The 19,941-nt window shown below is 62.5% G+C and carries 3 protein-coding genes; all 3 read left to right on the top strand.

The features are described from left to right. The first annotated feature begins 164 nt into the window (after positions 1 to 164). The 3 genes from OHA42_RS05695 to OHA42_RS05685 all read left to right on the top strand — a co-directional run bounded on the left by OHA42_RS05695 (position 165) and on the right by OHA42_RS05685 (position 19,905). Positions 165 to 15,746: a hypothetical protein gene (locus OHA42_RS05695; RefSeq protein WP_406235162.1), complete on the top strand. Its 15,582-nt coding sequence runs from the start codon at positions 165 to 167 to the stop codon at positions 15,744 to 15,746. Positions 15,747 to 15,884: 138 nt separating this feature from the next. Continuing rightward, a complete protein-coding gene (locus OHA42_RS05690; RefSeq protein ID WP_406235160.1) occupies positions 15,885 to 17,777 on the top strand; it encodes a hypothetical protein in 1,893 nt (630 codons plus the stop codon). Positions 17,778 to 18,261: 484 nt separating this feature from the next. Then, entirely contained in the window at positions 18,262 to 19,905 is a 1,644-nt protein-coding gene (locus OHA42_RS05685) for a hypothetical protein (protein ID WP_406235158.1), read from the top strand. Positions 19,906 to 19,941: the final 36 nt, after the last annotated feature.

The following is a 19,941-nucleotide window of genomic DNA, read 5'->3' as shown; positions in this document are numbered from 1 at the left end:
GCTATTACTGGTGTTCTGGGTGCAGTTACTCGATGCGGTGGAGGCATTCATGGCACAGCACTGCGCCCTCACCATCAGCGGATACGTCGCCGCGATGGGGAGATCTGAACCAGCGAAAAACCTAGACCGGCTGACCGGGAATACGCGAAGACGCTAGGTCCCTGGTGGCTGAGCAACTGCTGCCCGGGGTCCCTCCGGACGTGCAGATCGCGATGTTCGGGTACGTGCCCGACGCGAAGATCGAAGGAATGCGGCGCGCTGCGGACGCGTGGTCGGACTCGGCGAACAGACTTGCCGGGGTACTGCACGGCATCGAGGCTTCGCAGCAGCGGGCGGTGGCGGCGGCAGCGAACGGTTTTACCGCTGAGGCGATACGCAAGCAATATTCGGAGCTCGCCGAAGGCACGCGCCGGCTGATGAAATACAGCGACAGCATGGCCGAGCAGTTGTACGAGGCTGCTACCGAGTTCGAGCTCGAGAAGTACATGGTGATCGGGATCGCGTCGGTGTTGGCGGCGCAATTGACGTGGGACTTGGCGATGGGGTTCGCCGGGGTTGCGCCGGCCGCGGCGCATCGGGCCGCTGCGGGTGCGGCGATGAGCGTGGCGTGGCGCGATCTGATGGTGGCGATGGCCGTGCGGGGTGCGGTGATCGGTGGGTTGATGATGGGTGGGGTTCGTGCGGTCGCCGAGGGTATTCAGGTCGCGCATGGGGACCGCGAGGCGGTGGATTGGAAAGCGGTGAGGATCGCCGCCACCGCCGGCGCGGTCGGTGGGGGGTTCGGTGGGGCGGTCGGTAGCGTCGTCGCGCCCGCGGTGAGCCGCTTGGGGGCGAACGCGGTGTCGAAGACTGCACAAAATGGTTGGCGGGTGGCTGCGGTGGTGGCGGCGGGGGTCTCCGGTGGTGCGGTGGGTGGGTTGACGGGTGGTTTGACCGCGGGATATTTGACGGGCAATTACGGGAATCTGGCCGACATGGTGTTGATGGGGGTCGGTGGCGGGTTGGTCGGTGGTCTCGGTGCCGGATACCGGAGTGTGAGGACTGCGGGCTACACAGGTGCGTCGGCGACTGGAGATAGTCGCAACCGAGCGGTGTCGGACCTCGGAGGTATCGAGCACACCCCCTCGCACGCAAGGGAACCCGTCACCGGGGCCGATGAGGGACAAGTAGCTCGCGCCGACGGGCTGACCCCGGAAATGATGGCCGCGGGTAAAGAGGCCGAAGCAGTTGTTGTCCGCGACCTCACCCCCGAGAACATCGCGAACATGAAACCACGAGAAGCCCGCGCCGCTGGCGAGTTCATGAAGAATCGCGCCGAAGCACCCGGCGCACGTCGGTTCGAGCCCATAGACAAGGCGACACTCCCGCAAAAGGCCGAAGCCGAAGCCCGAGCCGCGCTCGACAGACTGAACCTCGGCGAAATAAGGCTGCCCCCCGACGCCCCAGGCAGACCACCAAGTCGCGGTACCCCACCCGCCGTGCTCGGACACAGCAACATCCATCCCCCACAAATAACCAGCCCCCACCCTCCACCACCAGCGGGCGGCGCCCAACCCTCACCCGGAGCGCGGAACGCGACCGCCACCGTATTCGCACCAGCCGAAGGCGGGTTGGGCAGGCCGACCGCTTCGACTGGGCAGGTCAGCGCCCCGGAGGCCGCCGTACGCACCGGCCAGGACACACCGGGGCCAGGTGCGGTCGCGGACGCGCCAGCGAATCAGCGCCGAGTCGCGGAAGCCGCGTTGCCGGAAACCGGGACTCGGGTCGAGAACGAAGGCAGGGTTGCAGGCAGCCCAGACGAAGCCAGTGGTGTGTCCACTGCCGACAAGATCGCTGCTCCTGCCGGCGAACCGGCCCCGACAGCCGAATCAACCAGCGCGCAAGATAATTCGGTCTCTCAGCGCGGACATGATGATCCCGGGACCGCTGACCGCGCGCACGGGGACTCGCCGCCCGCGGGCGATGGCGGCGGCGAGTTCGTGGCTGCGCATGAAGTAGGCGCAGGCCAGCGGAACTGTGGCGAAGAGGCGGTGTCGGCCACTAAGAAGGCGACCGGATACGAGGGAGGCGATCCGGCGCCGACCGGTGATCGGCCGATCGGCTCGAAGGGGATGAGTGGTGATGAGTACGCGCGGCGGTTGGGCGCGGATTGGCGGAAAGGAGGTTTCGATTCACCGGAGGCGTTGTTCGAACATGTTCGGCGCAACGGGGGGACGGTTGCCGCCGGCGTGCAGTTCAAGGACGCGGGCGCACACGCGTTCGTGGTGAGCAAGAACAACCACGGCGAGGTGGTGATCCGCGAGCGGGTCGGCGATGTGGTTCGCGAGATTACTCGCACTGGTGTGCGTGAGTGGAATGTCGACGCACAGGGGCGACAAGTCGGTGCAGAACGCATACGCGAGATTGCCGGTGCGGACGCGCGATGGTTGAAGAGCCTGTCGCCGCACGTCGAAAGCACCCACGGGATCGTCTTCAAGTTGGTGGAAGGGTCGGAGTCGCCGCTGCAGCGGCCGGAGTCGCCGCTGCAGCCCGGGCAAGCGCCGAAAGGCCATGGTCCACAGGATGCGATGGGGCACGGACCGACAGGTGGGGCAGATATTCTCGAGCGGCCGTCGGTCGCGGCTGCAGGTGACGAACGCATCCTCGCTGACCTGGAGTTCCAAGCAGCATTCGATCGCGAGCTGGCGCAGCTACTTGGAGAAGGGACCCCAGATGCCACACCATCCGCATCGCCGCGCGCCACTCCCGACGCGAAAAACCACACCTCCCAAGTAACACCGACGATAGCTCCGGACGCCACACCACGCAGCCCTGACGTAGGTGCGAACAGTCCTGCACCACAAGCCAACACACCGCAACTAGTGCCAGAAGCAGCACCGCCACGGCCCGCCACAGACGCGAAAACCCACGGTGCACAGACTGCGCCACCGCAGGTTCCAGAAGCAAGGCCTGCTACGCCGCCACACACCACCACCGACGCGATCGACGCAGCCCCACAGGCAGCCACACCCGAGGTTCCGAACACAGCCCCAGCTACCCCGCCACACGACTCGAACACCGTGGCCCCGCAGGCGACCGCATCGACGGCGGATCACACTACGCCCGGAGCCCTCGACACGAACAGCGCTGCGGCTCCGGCAGCCTCGCCGAGAACAGCGCCGGACCTCACACCGATCGACTCCATCTCGGACCCGACAAGCCCCATCGGACCCACAGCTTCACCGAAATCAGCCCTGGCCGCGTCGCCGCCGCAACACCCCCTCACCGAGGTGAACAACATTGCGGCACAGGCGAACCAACCAAAGCCGCATTCCGATCCCATACCATCCACACTCCTTCCTCCCACTCCGACCAATAGCGCTGCACCACTACTGATCTCGCCAAATGCGGTGCCCGACGCGGGACTTCCGGCAGTCGATCTAGTTGGGCATCCGGATGTCACCCACACGCGGACGGATCCGACGCAACCCCTCGGCACGATGCCGGGCAGGCCAGGTCTCGACGGCGACCAACGCCCGAGCGACCCGGAGGAAGTTCCTCGAATCAAGCCCACCTACGTCCCGGATCCTCGCCCCGACCACTTCCAAGACCCGCATAAACGCAACGTGGGCGACGTCCCGGACGAACTGCCCATAGACCATGAGCGACCAGAGCCCGGCTACATAACACTCCCCGGCGTCTCGGGCGCGCCGGAGAAGGAACACCCTCGGGATATCGAGCCCCTGATACCGAAACCGGTCGCCGACCCTCCAGGACATTTGCCTGCCACCACATCTCGACGCAACACGTCCCCATTCACAGACCCCGACGAGTCGGATGACCGAGACACCGGAGTCTCCCACTCAGCCGACCCGGAACCGCCACCGGAGATCACCCATTCGACGCCCTTCACCGACCGGATCTCGGACCATCTATCCGCCGACCCCGCAACCCGAACCCACGAATCCTCCCCACCCCACTACTCCCCCCGCCCGAATACCCTGATCCCAGGCGGCCCCCAGGACCCGAAAACCCGACCCGGTTTCCACCCCGACGACCTCGGCTACAACCGCGATATCAGCGGAATCCCGCAGATCGGCGGTCTGCCACCCCGGCAACTCGCGAAACCGGGCAAGCCGGTAGAGCAACGCCGACCTACCCCATGGGCCACGGCGACCATGGGCGACGAGCCGGATCGCCGTAAGAAACGCCGCCCCGCCAATGAATCGGCCCCGCCGCCACCGGATCCGGTAAACCCTCCCGCACCAGCGTTGGCACCTGCCGCCTCCGAGTCAACGGAAGCAAAGATCGAACGGCTGCACGGGATCCCCATACACCGCCAGCAGGCCATCCAGGAATACGCCAACAAGCACAATCTGATCATCACCGTCCGCCCCACCAATCCGGATGCCGTGGCCAGGATCAATGCCGGCCTCCCCGCCAAGCCGGAGCTCGTGAAATCCAAGTCGATCAACGACAAGGACGTCGAACTCGGTGCGAAGCCGGGCAGCCAAGGTTTGGTCGGGTACTTCGTGTTCCCCGAATCCGCATCCGAGCCCGGCGAGCTTCGTCTGCCACCGCGCGACGGAGTCTCGGAGGAACACTGGAATCAGCTCGTCAAACGGCTGGATGAGCGCCGGGCAGAGTACGCGGCGCTCAGGGCAAGTATGGACAAACACATTGACAAAGGCCGATTCGTTGTCCGCGAGGGCATCGTGCACGGCCGCAATGATGCCGGCGAATTCCTACCGCTCACCGGCGATCACGACCTTTTCGACATCCGCCATGCCGGCGGTAGCCGACTGTCGCCGTTGGAGAACTTCCAGCACTTCGATCAAGCACACCTCGCGGATATGGGTGTCCAGCATCCACCACTGGCGTACTGGAACCCGACGTCACAAGCCGACTGGGACATGTACATCGGACTGATGAGCCAGCACGGGGCGAACGGTGTGCCACTGGTGCAATTCCGACCGGATCAGGATCCGGTGCTGACCCAGGTGACCCCTGCCGAACGTGCCGAGATCGCCAAAGACCGTGCTGTGGTGCTGAAACAAGCGCTGAACGACACAGAAGTTCGACTCGATCAACTGATCAGAGGACAGAACGAATCGCTTGATCAGGTCCGTGAACTGCTGGACCAGGCTCGCGACATCAACCAGATGATCGCCTGGAACAGCACGGAATTATCTCCTGCTCCGGATCAGACCCTGGATACCGGCGACTCGACCGTCGAATCCAATACCCGGCAACAAGATCTATCGGCCGATTCCGCTCCGGATCCATGGTTGGTCGACACTCCGGATCCGGCGGCCGGTCTCGTCAACGAGGTGTTGGGGCGCACCGACGTCGGACGCGAGGCCTTGGCTGCCTTGCGTGATCTCGGTTGGTCGGTGCGATTCGAGGATCGTGGCGGCACGGGCGACCGGTTCAACCCGCGGACCATGGCAGCAGTCGTCGACACGCACGAACGTGGGCAGTTGTCGCAGGCGAGCTCGGTGGTGCGGATCGCCGCGCTCGCGGAGGCGGTGCGGGCGGGGCACGTAGAGGTCCAACCGACCAGGATCCGGGACATCCCCCGAGCCGAGTATGTCGAGTCGCACCGACGTGCCGAGGCGGCGGCAGTCGGCAAGCTTGCCGAGTTCCACCTCGAATTGGAACAGCAGCACTACATTCTGCCGGGCATCGAAGACACGGCTCTGCCGGGCACCGGAGACACGGCCACGCGCTTCGCCAGACAGCTGGAATCGGATTATCGCAATGCCTACAACGCCGCAGTGCAATCCGAGCTCAATGAGCGGCCCGGCACCGATTCCGAGCAGCTACACAGCGTGGGGCAAGAAGCGGCCGTGGCCGTGCTCTTCTCGAACGAAATATTCGATGGCAATCGCGACAATTATGGTCGCGAATGGGATCACTGGCGGGAGTCGAAAACACCGGCCGGCATGCAGGAGTACCGCCCGGTGTCGGCCGAGGCGGCGCGGCAGCTGGATCGACTGGTCCGCGAACGCGCGGCCGCACAACGCGAGCTGGCGCGAATCGAACGCGACTGGAACCGCCTGGTTTTGCGCGCTGAGGGGCGCCTCCCGGAGCATATTCCCGCAGACCGTCGTGTGGTCTTCACGGAGGTGAAAAACCGGTCCGAGAATGGCCGCACGAATGCCTTCAACATGACGTTGCTCCAAAATATTACGACGCAGTGCATCACCGCGCGAGAGAAGCTCTACTCCATAGAGCGCGCGATCACGAAGGCTGTTTGGCACGATCCAATCGACTCCGAAATACGTGATACAAGGGGTCGTTGGATCAACAACAGCATTGCCCTACTCGGCCACGATTCGCAACAAATGGTGGTGCTCGATACAAATGGAGATCTCGCCACGAATGTGCGACTGGCAAACGACCGCAAGAAGCTTCCGAAAGCTGTGTTATCGGATGGCTTCCCGACTCACCGAGTTGGCGTTCGAATCGACGGCGCAGGGGCGGTATTCACAATACGCGAACCGGTCATCCTGCCGGAGGAGTTGGCCAAGGAGCAGGCACTGCCCGAGTGGGGCTCGCCCACTGTATGGCTACTCGGCGATGGCACACAAAAACTTACCGAAATCACCGATTACAAATTATCTCTCATTTACCATAGGTTGAGTTCCAATAGTATCGGCTTACGCACATCTGAAATATTACAGCAATACGGGATACACATACGATTCAATGGGGATCCGAGCTCAGAAACTTGGCGCGATAATGAATATCGACAGCAGAACCTGAGCAGCGCTTCCGGCTATGATTCGACGACGAACGCGGTAGTCCTTCAAGATAGTCAATCGGTAGATGATTGGGCGCACGCTGTGGTGCAAGCGGCTTCGTTGGCCGAGCAGCAGAACACGGCAGCGGAAGGTCAACTGGAGCGCTTGGCATTATATCGCAAAGAATACATTGACCTGATGGTCGGTCGACAGGCGCTGGCGTTCGCGCGATCATCGGAGTTCGTACTGATCGATAACCGCGAGCGAGATTTGAGTTATGGCCTCGGGGAAACACCCGTTGTGGTTTACAGCAAAGCATTCAGCAAGGCTCGAAAGATCGCAAAAAATGCCTACCAGGACGACAGGGGCATCACCGAGAACATGATTGATGCTGCCGCCCACCAGGCAGGCACTCGCGCGTTGCGGGAACGCCTGCTCGAAGTCGGTCCGCGGATCGATGGGCGCGACTATGCCGCACACTACGGTGCCGAATGGGACCGCGCGCACGGTATCCCTGTCAGCGGAAACGAGGCGCAACCCGCCAAGCGACGTACTCCCGCAGCTACAGCGCAGCGCAGAGATCAGTACATCGGTCAAGTCGAATCACTACGGGCACTTCGCAATCCGAGGCAATTCGTCCCGATAAGCCCTGCCGAGCGCAGCTACGACGATGCCTACGACAAGGCATATCGGAAAGCCGCCCGCGCCAAGGCTCGCTCGGGCTCGGTCGGACCGGAGCAGGCCGGCGTAGAGGCCGGACGCCGGGCCGTACGCAAGTACTTCGACAAGGTCGGATCCGAAACCGCCGAGATCACCCTCGATGTCGCGCGCCACGCCCATGACAACACTGTTTCCTACCAACCGTGGCCGAAACATGAAGCCACAGTTCCCACCATCGAGGTGCGCCCCCTGTCGCAGGCCGATGCGGTCGATCGAGCGCGCGAGGCCATCGAGGCCGTTCTGCACGATCAACCCGGCGGACAACAACTGACCGCGCGGATCGCCGAGTACCCCGGCTTACCCATGTGCCTGCCCCGACTGGTGGTCGCCGCCGCCGAGGGCCAACACATGGACGCACTGAGTGAGCTGAGCGATGCTCGGCCGGAGTTCGTCCACGTGCTGTGGAACGGCACGCATCAGATCGAATACCTCATGGTTGGGCCAGGTTCCGACGGCAGGACCGATACCAGACCAGTCGAGCCGAGCATCGCCGAGGGGCCCTACCGTCACCCGAACGTCTACGAAGCCGTCGGCCACTTGCTCGCAGAGTGGATCCGCTACCGCACGCGCACAGAGAACGCCATCCATATCGGGTTCGACACCTGGCTGCGTCAACTCGGACCAGGTTCGTTCTACGCTGCGTCCGATCCGACGGTTAGGCCCGTGGGCAGTCTGCGATATGACTTCGTCTCAGATCGACGCAAGACGGTCGAAGACGATGCATTGGTGCCCGAGCCGCACCCGATCGCGGTCGTGCACCAGCTGCTGACCCGACTGGTGCCCCTACCTACACCGCTCCCCTCGGCACCGGGCACGCTTCAGCAGCCATCGACGAAATTCACGATGGCGCGGGTCGAGACGCCCGTCTGGCCCTTCTGGATAAGGGTGCATACCGATGGCACCGGGAAGTGGCGAATCGAGGAGCCGACCGGCGCCGACATCGGCGCCGACGCACTGGCCAGGCAGTTCCACGACCTGACAAGCACCAACCCGGACGAGATCGCGAACCAGATCAGCCGCCTGCTGCTCGACGGCTCCGCAGACCTGAACGAGCGCAGCACACCGATCAGCCGCCCCGCGAAAGGAGGGCGGCTGCGGCCATTCCGACGGCGCGGCGGAGGCAACCCCGGAATCGGCGACCCAGGCGTGGTCTCTTATCACGACCCCAATCCGTTCCCGGACGTTTTCGGCCGCCCCGCCCGCCGACGCATCGGCGGCCCAGTGGGAGGACGCTCGAAGAGAGACCCCTTCACCGTTTACCACCACGATCCCGACGGCGACGGTCAAGACTACGACGGTCAGGACTACGGGAAACCGGCAGCGGCGAAAGTCGGTGTCGGTGACATCGAACGGCAGTACGGGATCCCCGTGCACCGCCAGCAAACTATCCAGGAATACGCCAACACGCACGATCTGATCATCACCGTCTGCCCCACCAATCCGGATGCTGCGGTCTTGATCAAGGCGGGCATCCCCGGCGAGGACAATGTGCATATTCGCGATGGCGGCGAATTTATGACGCCAACTGGCGATCGCGACCTCTTCGACATCCGCCACGCCGACGGGAGCCGACTGCCTCCGTCGGAGATCCCCCAGTACTTCGACCAAACGCAGCTCGCGAACGCGGGTGTCCAACATCCACCGCTCGCGTACTGGAACCCGACGTCTCAGGCCGACTGGGATATGTACATCACCCTGATGAACCAGCACGGCCCGAACGGCGTGCCACTGGTGCAATTCCGACCGAATCAGGATCCGGTGCTGACCCAGGTGACCCCTGCCCAGCGGGCCGAGATCGCCAAAGACCGGGCGGAGGTACTGGCGCAGGCGCTGCGGGAAACGGAAGCTCAACTCGATCAACTGGTCAGGGACCGAACCGAATCGCTTCATGAAGCCCCCCAACTGTTGAATCAGATTCAAGACATCAACCAGATGATCGCTTGGAATCACTCGGAGGTACCTTCTACATCGAATCGCATACTGAACGCCGATGATCCGGCCCCCGTGTCCGGCCAACCGCCGGATTATGCACCCGAAGGTCCCGCGTGCGAACCGTGGATAATTCACCTACCAGATCCGGCGGCCAGTGCGGTGGAAGAGGTGCTTGCACGCACCAAAGTCGGGGGCGAAACTCTGACCGAATTGCGCGATGCTCGCGTGGCGGTTCGATATGAAAATCGCGGCGGCGAGGGGGACTTTTTCAATGCGCGGACGATGGAAGCGGTCATCGATACGTATTTGCGCAACCAACTGGAACAAGCGAGCTCGGTGGTGCGGATCGCTGCATTTGTGCAGGCGGTCAGGGCGGGCGAGGTCGAGGTCCAGCCGGTCCGGATCCGAAACATGGACCGCGCCGCGTATGTCGAGTCGCTACGCCATGTTGAGGCGGCCGCAGTGGGCAGGCAGGCCGAATTCAACCTCGAATTAGAGCAGCAACAATATATCCTCACTGGCGCTCAGGAAATGGATACGCTCGTCGCGAAGCGACTGGAGTCGGACTACCGCGATTCCTATAACTCCGCGAAACAGGCCGAGTTGGCGGAGAATCCTGCTGCTGATCATCCATATCTGCGCAAGATCGGGCAAGCAGCTGGGATCTCTGCCGTTTTATCGAGTGAACTATTCGATGGCAATCGGCATAGCCATGGCCGCGAATGGGATCGTCGGCAAAACACGAGCGTACCGGCAGGAATGGAAGAATTCGTTCCGAGTACGACCCGGTCGGCACGTAAACTGGATCAACTGGTGCGCGCACGCGCCGCCGTTCAACGCACGCTGGAGGAGCTCGAGAGTGACTGGGAATGCACAAAGCGCCCAAATTCATACAGCAACCTCGGCTCATTATCGAATCCTTCGGACCGGAAGCAGGCCCTCGAATCGGCAGAACGCAACCGCCATACCGACGCGCGCCAAGGAGAATTCTACTTCGACGTGATGCTGCAGGGCGTCATGATCGAACAGTACACACGAGCGCTCGAAGAGCTGTCCCGCATCAATAAGGCGATCACCGGAATCGTTCAGCGTCACCCTATAGAAATCAACGACGGCGTTGTATTCATCGCAAGTCAACCAGCAAGCTTGGAGGAGCAGGCTACAGATGAATCGCTACCCGCACCGTCCGATGATGTTTTGCTCGCTCCAGATTCGGAAACACCGACCCCGTTGGCCCATGACCTACGGGAACTGACTTACGCTATGTGGAACACCGTGATTGAAAGCCAGATCGAAAAAGGCAACGATATTGCCCGCAGAGCAATGGAGATCATTAGCCTGCTCGGGGTGTCTGTGCGAATCGGCGAAGACCCACGGATAAACACTTTGAATAACAACAACCGCGGTAGATTCGCCGATTACGATCATGCGTCTAATGCGGTGGCTTTTAAACACTATGGCTATGGCGAAGTTTATGCGGTGGAGCTGGTACGGGCAGCGTCCATGGCCGAACAATTGCACACGGCGTCAAATGGTCCGCTAGAACGTTTGACATTGCACCGCGACGACTACGTCGATCTTATGGTGAAGCGGCATTCTTTGGCCTTCGCGCGCTCATTCGAGTTCAATCTGTGGAATGTAGATATCGACGCACGCAGACTACGGCATCTGCGCGACCAACATGAGCCTCTAGAAATGGCCTACAACGAAGCATTTTTCCGGGCGAACAAGGTGGCGATACGCGCCTACGGATACACCTCGGGTACAACCGAAGACATGTATCGGGCCGCCGCCCATCAGGCGGGTGTCCGCGCGGTGAGCGCACAATTCATCGAACTGGGTCCTCGTATCGACGGCCTCGATTATGCCTCGTTCTACAGAGCCGAATGGGATCGTGCGCACGGATTCCCCCCGGTCGGCAATGAGGCACCGCCCACCAGACCAAAGGAGACCCCCGCAGCTCGGAAGGAACGCGGCCGACTGTATGTGAGCGCAGTCGAATCGGTGCGGCAATCGCGCAACGCGAGGCAGTTTGTCCCACCAAGCCCCGCCGAGATCGCCTACAAGAAGGCCTACGAGAAGGCCTATCAGAAAGCCGAGCGCGCCAAGCCCCGCCCCGACGCGATCGAGCCGGAACAGGCCGGCATCGAGGCCGGCCGTAAGGCCGTACTCGAGTACTTCGAGAAAGTCGGACCCGAAACCGCCGAGATCACATTGGACGTCGCGCGCCACGCCCACGACAACACCATCTCCTATCAGCCGTGGCCGAGACCTGACACCGCGGCCACCACCGTCAATGTGCCCCAACCGACCGCACCCCCCGTCGCCGGCATGCCCCAACTGTCCGAAAAAGACGCGATCGATTGGTCACGCAAAGCCATCGAGGACGAGTTGTGCATTAGATCCGGCGGACAACAACTGACCCCTCAGATCGCCGAATACCCCGGCCTGGTGCCGACGCGCCCGCGCCGACTGGTGGTCGCCGCTGCCCGGGACCACCACATGGACGCACTGAGCGAGCTGATCAACGCCCGACCAGAGTTCACCAACGTGCTGTGGAACGGCACACATCGGATCGAATACCTACTGGTCGAGCCAGGTCCCGACGGGAGCCCAGTCACCTTACCGGCCTCTCCCTACACGGCTGAGGGACCCTACCGTCACCCGAACGACGACGAAGCTGTAGGTCACTTGCTCGCCGAGTGGATACGTTTCAGCACGCGCAAGGAGAACCCCCTCCGTCTCGGATTCGATGTCTGGCTGCGTCAACTCGGACCCGACTCATTCATCGCCGCTGACGACCCGTCGGGTCTGCCGGAGGGCAGGCTGCGACCCGACTTCGTCGCGTATCGACGCACGACGATCGAGGCCGACGCATTGGTGTCAGAGCCGCACCCGATAGCAGTCGTCCACCGACTGCTGACCCGACTGGTGCGGCTACCGCCGGCTTGGACAGCGTCCTCGCATCACTGGCAATCACGAGAATTCAGCGGGGTGCTGGTCGAGACGCCCGCGTGGACCTTCTCGATAAAGGTGCACACCGATGGCGGCGGACTTTGGCGAATAGTGGAACCGACCGGCACCAATATCGCCGCCGACGCCCTGGCAAGGCAGTTCCACGACCTGACAAGCACCAACCCGGACGAGATCGCGAACCAGATCAGCCGCCTGCTACTCGACGGCTCCGCGGACCTGAACAATCGCAGCACACCGATCGACAGCCCCGCGAAAAAGAGTCGCCTACGGCCATTCCGACGGCGCGGCGGAGGCAACCCCGGAATCGGCGACCCAGGCGTGGTCTCCTATCACGACCCCAATCCGTTTCCGGACGTTTTCGGCCGCCGACGCATCGGCGGCCAAGTGGGAGGACGCTCGAAGAGGGACCCCTTCACCGTGTACCACCACGATCCCGACGGCGACGGCCAGGAATACGACCCAACTCCGAAGCCCGGGGCCCCCGCCGAGACAACTCCTCCGCAACGCAACCAGGATCGAGTGTCAGCAACAGACGAATACCGGCGAGCCGATGCGCGGGTCAATAAGGTCAGAGCAGCGTTGGACGCGGCGCGGGCGCGGGCGGGTGAGCCTCCTGCTGCCCGCCAAATGGACCTGCTCGCGGGGATCGACGTAGACCTGCTGCGGGCGGTGCGCGTGGAAGTCGCCGCGGAGTGCGATGTCGCAGTCGTGGAACCGGCTACCGCGACGCCCGAAGACCTGGCGCGTTATCAGAAGCTGCGCCACATGGTTGACGCGTTGGAAGAGCTGTCGGCCGCACACTCAGCGTTTCTGACCGGCGAGCAGCTGAACATCACCGGCGAGGAAGTGAAGCAGCTCGTCCACCTTTTCCACGGCCAGGCACATCTGTCGCAGATATTGCGACGCATCGCAGCCGACGCTCGGCAGGAGCAGTTCGTGCGCATGGTCCGGGAACAGGCGGGGCTCCCGCCGGACCGCGAGCATGGGCAGGAGGACCTCCGACTCGCGCGCCCACAGGAAATGCGTCAGTGGATCGCGATGGACAGCCTGCGTCTCGGGCTTCCGCTGCAAGCGTCTGATTACTCCATAACTGATCCGGGCTCCACCCCGAATCAGGTACGGACAGAACCGACATCAGACCTCGCTGCGCTTCTAGCCGACATCCACCGGTCTGGCATCGAAGCGCGACTGGTGGTCGGCGGCGGTCACATGTACCGGCCAGCGGAGCCAGGCGAGGTATTCGCCAACATCAAGCAGGCAGTGCACCCTGATGTGATCACCGATGTCCGCGATATGCCCGTCATTCCGGATGGCGCGTTCGACAGCGTCTACCTCGAACGGTTCTCATTAACCGATGTCGTCGGGTTGCCGGGCGCAATGGCCGATGTCCACCGCGTCCTCAAGCCTGGGGGCGAGCTGCTGATCACCCCCAGTATCGAGGCCATATCGAGTGCTGACGACCGCCTCCATACCATCCGCCGACTCGAGGAGTCCGGTTTCGAGCAGATCGAATTCCGGATAGGAAAGAAGAGTCTCTTCACCGAAGAGCAACGGGGCGACTGGTTCGAAATCACCGCCAGCAAACCGAGCGCACCGCCACCCAACATGCCGCCGGTAGTGCCGGAGAACGCGCAGCGCGGTGATCCACCGCAGTCCGAGTCTGCACCGAAAACGCCGTGGACCAATCCCCACTCGTCGACGGGCAAGCAGCGACATCCCGCGAGCGAAATCAGGTCGAAGCCGAGAACCCCATGGGGACCAGCCAAGGGTCCGCGCGGTGCAGGTGCTCGCGGTGGTCGCGTAACGAACGCACCGGCCACGCACGACGAGTTTTGTGCTGCGCTCGACACCGAGCTGAGCAGTGGTATGCCCGCTCCCACCCAGGTGCTGGCCGATGCGACCTCACAACAGATGACAGACGCCCTCCTCGAGCTCACCACGAACCAGTTCGAGGTCCTGTGGAATCTGCAACAAGGTTTTTCGATCGCCGAAATCGCACAGGACATGGACTCCACCCCGGATGCAGTCACCACCCTCGCGAACGACGCTGTCCACAGCGTCGTCACGTTTCTCACCAGGTCCGCTCCACTTGCCCGGGCATTGGCCGAAGCGACGCCGTGGCACATTCAGTCCGCGTTCCGCCAGCTCACGCCCGAAGAGCGACGAGTGGTCGACAGTATGTTTCGATACGGGAGATCGGTCCCGTATATGGCGACACGAATGCAGCTCAGCGAGCCGGAGGTCAAATTCCTGGCGCATCATGCTGTCCAAACAATTGCGAACTTCATTGCCCAGAAACGCGGCCTCGTCGAGGTTGATCCGACGGCCGATACCCGCTCCACAATTACAATCATACATACCGAAATGCTCACCGCCGTTTTGCGACGTTTAGAAGATCCATCTCGTCCCGCGCTCAGTGCGACGGCTGCTGAACTCCACTCGCTCTCAGGCCGTTTCGCCCCGCTCGCGGGCGCAGGTTCGCTCAGCGAGATAAGGCCCCATCAGGGCGTGAGGTCCGGCAACAGCCTATACCTGGGGACCGTACACAACACTATTATAAAGAACCCCCACTCGGCCGCCCTCATCGAGGAATTAAAAGACTGGTTCGCTAAAATCCACGAATTATACCCCGCAAACAAAGACAAGGTCATCGCGTTCACCGAAGGCGGTCGGCGGGAGATTGAGGATACCTTAGAAAAAGCATTCTCCCGCCATGGCGAGATGGGAGTCATAACGTTCCTGGCTGCAAAATACGGTATCGAGATCCGCTCCCTGGAAGAAGACGTCCGGGACCAGGTTGCGGCCATAATCCAAGGTGGACACTCACCCGAGGCAGTTTTCCTATATTATTGCATGCGGAGAGGACCGCAAGAGTACCGCCGGCAACATGCCGTGCGGAAAGTACGGGATTTCGACCGCGCTGAACACGACTTTCCGGCGGAGTACGACGGCCATATGCGAGAAACCGCTGAAATGTATGCATGGATCCTTCGCGAATATACCGACCTCGAATTCACCGATCCATATTCTGAATTCCTTCGACTTGCAAAGCTTGAATACCCCCTTCGGCCATCGACCGGCAGGTACGGTCTGACAGAAGAGCGTTGGCTGTTATACGAGACCGTATATTTTAACGGAGGACCCCCGGCCACCAGCCGTGTACAAAGCGTCGCCGGAGCGTGCCACGTCCGTAGACAATCGGCAACGGCACAGAAAGTAGATGCTGCCGTAGCATCCGAAATGACGGTAATCGCAGCCTTCGGAGAACCACATTTCCCCCATGTCGTCCGAATGATGTCAAACTTCGCGGACGGTGATGTCTATGAAATCCAACCCGAAATGCCGATGCCAAAGAAGGGCGCGGCATCTCTAGGCCTGCCCGCCGACAAGTAGACGCCGGCCCGCCGCACGCATTCATCGGGCGGGAATGCGTTCCCGCTCGGGTCCGAGTTGGACCTCGACCCAAATTCACGTCGTAAGCGCCTCGACGAGCTGTACAGGCATCCGTCGGTTCGCGAACAGATACGCAGGGTGACGGAACTCAACGTCTTCGGCGGTGGTTGGGTACGTGGGGGACCGCAACCTGAACCGCACGGCGCACTGCCTCCCAGTGCGCGGAAAGCGCTCGAAACGGCCGAGAACGAAATGGACGAGGTGGTGGCCGAGGCTGTCCGGCCGCTTCGTCCCTTCCTGCCGAACGACACGGACTACACACGGATCAGTCAAACCGAGCAGACAATCGCGAAACTGGTAGCTCGACAACCTGTTCTGCTTGATGCCGTGCTCCGTCGACTCGTCTTCGACGATGTTGCGGCTCGCGTGCTGATCAGCGAAGCTGCTGTACCACAGGCTAATAAGCACTTTGGCTTGCTCAAGCCGCGCATCGAAGCCGCACAGCAGTACGCGAGCGACGTACGCGAAGCGTTGGCAGTACTGGTTTCCAGGGAAGTGCTCGCGGCGAGAGGCGCGGTAACGGTCGCGGAGGGCGTCGGGATGGTGCGCGACGAGCGGGTTGTGGTCGTGTCTCCGCTGCTCGGGCAGGAGGAGCTGCTGGACGAGGTGGCGCCAGGGCTTCGAGAGCGGGCGCAACGGGACGGAATTCCGATCGAATACTGGCAATTGCTGATCGGTGCGGACGGTCGGCTGACCGTCGAGCAGGTTTCCGGTACCGCCACCGAGTTCGAATCAGCCATCCGCTACTACAACACCGACGAAGACATCAACTGGATGAACAGCCTTATCGACGAACGACCATTCGCCGAGAAAGTGGCCGAAGCTGTCATCTCGGGTGAACGTTCGCGTGAAGTCCTCAAAGGCGACCTAGCGGACGCGACAATGTCCGCGGCGGTGGTGTTGGTCACCTACAACAACCATTACCAGGTTGTCGAGAAGACAGTACGCACCACGGATCACGCCGATGCCGAGGAGTTGGGCTCGCGGACCCTCAGAGATGTCGGCGCTCGTGCTCCAGAAGTGTTGCGCATGAGCGACCTCGTTGATGTCGGCGCTCGGACCCCAGAAGTGGTGGGCCAGAGCGAACTCGTTCTTCTCATCGAGTACGTGCCGGGAGTCGACTCAAACACCATTACCAAGTGGTCCGACCACCCGTACGACCTCTTCTTCCACACTCCCGACGCATGGCGTCTCGGGTTGGGCGACACACTGATTCGGCCATGGGACCGGGGGGAAGGCGCCAACTGGCGGCTCGAACACAACGTTCATATCGTACCCATCGACAACAGCAATGCGTTCGGAGATTATCCGCCGCCGATAGGTTTCACCGATCATTTCCTCGACCAAAGCGGCGATCAGCCGCGTTGGGTTGCGCACCGTATCCCGAGGACGGAACTCGAGGCGATACGGGGGCGAATCACCGCATCGGAATCGGAATACTCACGTTTGGGCCGCTTGGACTGGTACCACGACGTGTTGGAGATCTTTGTCAAGATCGCCGCATACGGTGTGGAGGACACGGCATCGTCGAGCACCGACCCCGAGGCTGCGCTGCGAGTTCTGATCGGACTTCGCGATGATTGGGCTTTCGCCTTCAGCATCGATGGCGCGGTTGATACCCGCACTCCACAGGAGTGGCGCCAAGTGATCAAGGATCTGAGAACCACATCGGGTGTGGATCAGACGTGGCTCGAGAACCTTGACCAGCTCGACAAACTCAACAAAATGCTCCTACACGCACAGCTGAAGGAAGTGAGCGCCGAGGAACTCGATGACGATGTGTGGCCGGGATTGACCGACGTGTACCTGGAAGGCATTGCCCAGCGACTCGCCGACCTGGAGGAAGGGGCGCGGTACCCAGACCCGTACGACGAATCCGACGAGGAATGGCAAACACGCTTCGACCGTGAAATCCAGGCGGCCACAAACGAATCAGAACCGGACAACGGTCCACCCACCGACATCGCATAGCCAATCGCGACGACGACGGTCTGCCAATCGGCGACATGGCTCACAGAGAGCTGATGCAGCTGAGAGCTTCGCTCGGTGCGGAGGGGCCGATGCTGGGGCAACGATGGGCCCGGCCGCTTATTCGGCGAAAACTATGAGCCCGCTGCTCGCATACATGAGGCGGGATGGGTTCCCGATGGGTTCCTGACCTCGACCCGCGCCAGGGAACCAAGTCGGTCTGCCCCGGCGGCGCCTCGGCCGGCAAAGAGCGGGAACCACGCCCCTCACATTGGTCGACAGGTTCCCGACCTACGCCTCGGGGTGACAGCCGAGAGCATTCACAACCTGCTGGTACTCGCCCCGAACGAATCCTGCGGCCTGCCGAAGCGTCTGGTCGGCCGACGCAATTTCCCAGCAATGGGAGGCGATGCTCTACCGATCGTGATCGATGGAGGACAATCTCTTTCTCGGTTCCACAGAACCAGGTTTGAAGGGATTGCCGGGCATGGGCGAATCGTTGGAGGTCGATCCAGACCTGCTACGGGCGCTGGCACCGGAGCTCAATGCGCTCGCCGACATGGCCCAGAATGAGCTGACGCAGCTGAAAGCCACACTCAACGCAGAGGGCGAATGCTGGGGCAATGACGAGCCCGGCCGCACCTTCGGCGAGAGCTATGAGCCCGCAGCGGAACAAGGGCTGGCGGGCTACAAGAACCTGATCGACAACCTGCGCAGAATCGGTGACAGTGCCACCAACGCGGCCGACACCTTCCACAACCAGGACCAGGAAGTCGGCAATCAGATCCGCAACCTGGAGCTCGGTGGCCCCCAACCCGGTTGGAACACTCCTACCCCGTCATTCGACCAACCGCTGCCTGGTGCCGGCCGATCCCCAGCGGCGCCGCCCCCGAACAGTTCTGCACCAAACCCAAAGGGCGGTGCCGGCGCCCCGAACCCCAGCGGCAGCCAAAGCCCTTCCCCTCGATCCGAACAGCCGCAGCCCGCGTCGAACGGCAGTCCGTACTCGCCGTATCAACCGCTGTATCCCGACTATGGTCCGGATGCCGGCCAAGGACTGCCCGGCGAGCAGCCGATAGGCAGCCAACCCGGCTCCATCGCACCGCCGGCATCCAAGGATTCCGCGCCGCCCCGTGCGGCGGCATCCCCGTCCGGAAAGCCCGAGCGCCCGCCGATCGCCGGACGTTCGGACACACCATGGTCGGGGTCTGCGCCAGATACTCCGTGGCAGCGAAAAGGGTCCGCACCGGGCACGCCCAGCAAGGCGGGAGCACCGATATCCCCCACCGGGTCCGGCGCGCAGAGCCCACGCAATGCGCCCGGAGGTGTCCCTCCGCGAGTCTCTCCACCACAGCCCGGCAGCCCGGGGCCGGGACAGGCACCCGCGAAGCGTGCGAAGCCCAGCCGGAACAAGAAAACTCGCCGCCCCCAGCCTGTTTCGGTCAAGCCGAAACGGGTCGCGACCGACCCAGCAGCCATGGAGGTAGCGCGCCAGCTTGCCACCAGGCATGGCCTGCAAATCGTCGGGTTCGAGACCTCGGGCGTCGCGGAACGCACGGTGCAGGAGATCGCGGCGGCCGTCGACGACATACTCGGGAAATACCCGTTCCTGAAGCTCGGCGGTATCGAGATCAGCGAGCTCGGCGACGCAGCGTCCGATGTGAAGTGGAAGCGGGAAGCGGGCTGGATCATTCTCGACGGCACCGTGCTGGCCGACCCCGCCAAGCTCGCCGACATCGTCTCCGCCGCAACTCGATCAGGCGCGTCGGTACCCGGATCCGATGAACGTCCGATGTATTCGACGATCGTCAACGACCTCGGCCGAGTAATGGAGGCGGCCGCGGGTCCCGCAGCACGCAAGCGAGCACATGCAACGTTGATCGCCGAATATCGGCGCATCAGCGGGCCATGGGACCGAACCGACACGCTGGCCCAGATCGTTGCCGGCTACCGGAAATGGCGTGCGCAACTGAGCGGCCGGTGTTTCTCCGGCCCTCGGTTCGAACCTCGCGCGGCATTGATCGAAGCGTTCACCGAGGTCGAGCTGTGCGGTGACAAGGCCTGCGGACCGGCGAAAGTGTTGCACCAGTTGGTGGTCGAGACCGCGCGAGGGCGTTCGGACATCGGGTGACAGCGCCACTTCTACCCGGGATCCCCCCGGGTTTGC

Origin of the sequence: Nocardia sp. NBC_01009 (assembly GCF_045208035.1) — a bacterium.
Classification (GTDB): Bacteria; Actinomycetota; Actinomycetes; order Mycobacteriales; family Mycobacteriaceae; genus Nocardia.
The sequence above is the reverse complement of the archived record's forward strand: the minus strand, read 5'-3'. Positions and strand labels throughout refer to the sequence as shown.

Excerpts from the sequence above, each read along its gene's own strand:
- OHA42_RS05685 (WP_406235158.1), top strand. The coding sequence starts at position 18,262 with ATGGGCGAATCGTTGGAGGTCGATCCAGACCTGCTACGGGCGCTGGCA.